This window comes from Microcystis sp. LE18-22.4A, assembly GCF_027531105.1.
GTDB classification, from domain to species: Bacteria; Cyanobacteriota; Cyanobacteriia; order Cyanobacteriales; family Microcystaceae; genus Microcystis; species Microcystis aeruginosa.
Genome location: NZ_JAPZRB010000380.1, coordinates 1 through 1,858, shown reverse-complemented (window position 1 = coordinate 1,858; position 1,858 = coordinate 1). Strand labels below are relative to the sequence as shown.

The 1,858-nt window shown below is 38.3% G+C and carries 1 protein-coding gene; it reads right to left on the bottom strand.

Going from position 1 to position 1,858, the window contains the following annotated elements:
• Positions 1 to 234 precede the first annotated feature (234 nt).
• A partial coding sequence (locus O9295_RS16910; protein ID WP_288034019.1) for a thioesterase domain-containing protein occupies positions 235 to 1,858 on the bottom strand: 1,624 nt, incomplete at its 5' end.

Sequence of the window (1,858 nt, the reverse complement as noted above, 5' to 3'; positions counted from 1 at the left end):
TCATCGGGTAAATTACCTAATTTTCAGGGAAAAAGTCCCGGAATTTTCCCCCCGACCACTCCCATATCTGGTACTTTTTGATTGACAAAAAGTCTAAAAGTCTTACCCAACAAGGTTTTTAGATTTATTCAGCTAACCCTAATTAGGGTTTGCTGAAAAAACTTTTTCAGCAGACCCTAGGTACTGCTCATCCATGTCTCTCAGATTGCCCGATTTCGTCCCCCCCCTCAACGGTTACGACTGTTTTGGGTTGAGAATACTATTAATAATCAGAGCGTTTTTGGGAAGATAAGGAGGATCAATCATTTCACGATGAATACCAGTGGCATAATGATTGATTCTTTCTCCTTTTGTTGCTTGTGTCCAATCATCTTGAGCTTCATAGTTTCCCTCAGCACGAATCAAATGAATAGTCCCTTGAATTTGTACATTTTTTAAGTCAGAATTCCAAAGAAAATTAAAGTATTCCCACACTTGATGATAAGTGCGATTGCGGAGTTTTTGATTCTCTAAAAAGTAACCTCTTAATTCCTGACGTTTGGGATTTAATAAGAAAGCATCAACCCCTTCTTGAATCTCTGACATATCAGCTTTTTTAGCCTCACGTCCTCCTCTGTAAGTATCCAGTAAAATGACATCAGAAACAACTCTCCCTCGACTTTCTAATTGTTGCGCCATTAACATCGCTAAAAATCCGCCGGCGGAATGTCCCATTAATTTTATATCTTGATTCTGAGCCAAATCCTCAATTAATTCAGCGTATTTTTTTAACATTAATTCATCGCTAATATACCGGAAAGTATAAATAGCATAATTCCTTAGATACTCTGCTAAATTGGCATAAGCAGCAGCGAAACCAAGGGCGGGTGGAAATAAAAAGACGGCCTTTTCTTGCTCCTTATTAAACACCACATAAGGACGTTCTTTCGGTTGAATATTCATCTCCTGAGCATAGATAATATAATCGCTTAATTCGGCTACTGTTGGCTTTTCATAAATCATTGATAAAGGAATTTCTATGGCCATTTTTTCATAAATTAAAGCCATAAGATTCATAGCTTGTAAGGAATGACCACCCAACTCAAAGAAGTTATCATTAACCCCTATCTTGCCAGCTTGTAGAAGTTGTTGCCAAAGGCTTACTAAGATAGTTTCCATTGAATTGCGGGGGGCTAAATAGGGTGATTCAACTAGAGAAGTCTCATCCGGTATAGGCAATTTATGAACGTCTATTTTGCCATTAGGATTTAAGGGAAAATCCGACAACATGACAAAGGCAGAAGGGATCATGTAAACGGGTAATTTCTGCTGTAAGAAACGACGCAAATCTTGGGAAGTTAATAAAGTATCTTTTCTGATTACATAAGCAACTAACCGTTGATTATATAAAGTATCTTCCCGCATAATCACAACAGTTTGTTCAACGTTGGGATGAGTTTCTAAAACCGTCTGAATTTCTCCTAATTCAATGCGTAAACCTCTCAGCTTGACTTGATTATCAATCCGCCCTAAATATTCAATATTGCCCTCAGGAAGATAGCGAGCTAAATCCCCGGTTTTATATAATTTCCCCTGAGCAAAAGGATGAGGAATAAATTTTTCAGCCGTTAATTCAGGTTGGTTAAGGTATCCACGCGCTAAACCCATTCCACCAATATGTAATTCTCCAGCAACACCAATAGGAACCGGTTGGAGATAACTGTCGAGGATATAAACTTGGGCATTAGCAATGGGAGTTCCAATAGAAATTTGGGAATTTGGCTGACAGCACCAGATAGTAGTCTCAACCGCTACTTCTGTTGGTCCATAAGCGTTATATAATTCACAGTTTAACTGCTGAAAAAATCGTTGATTGAGT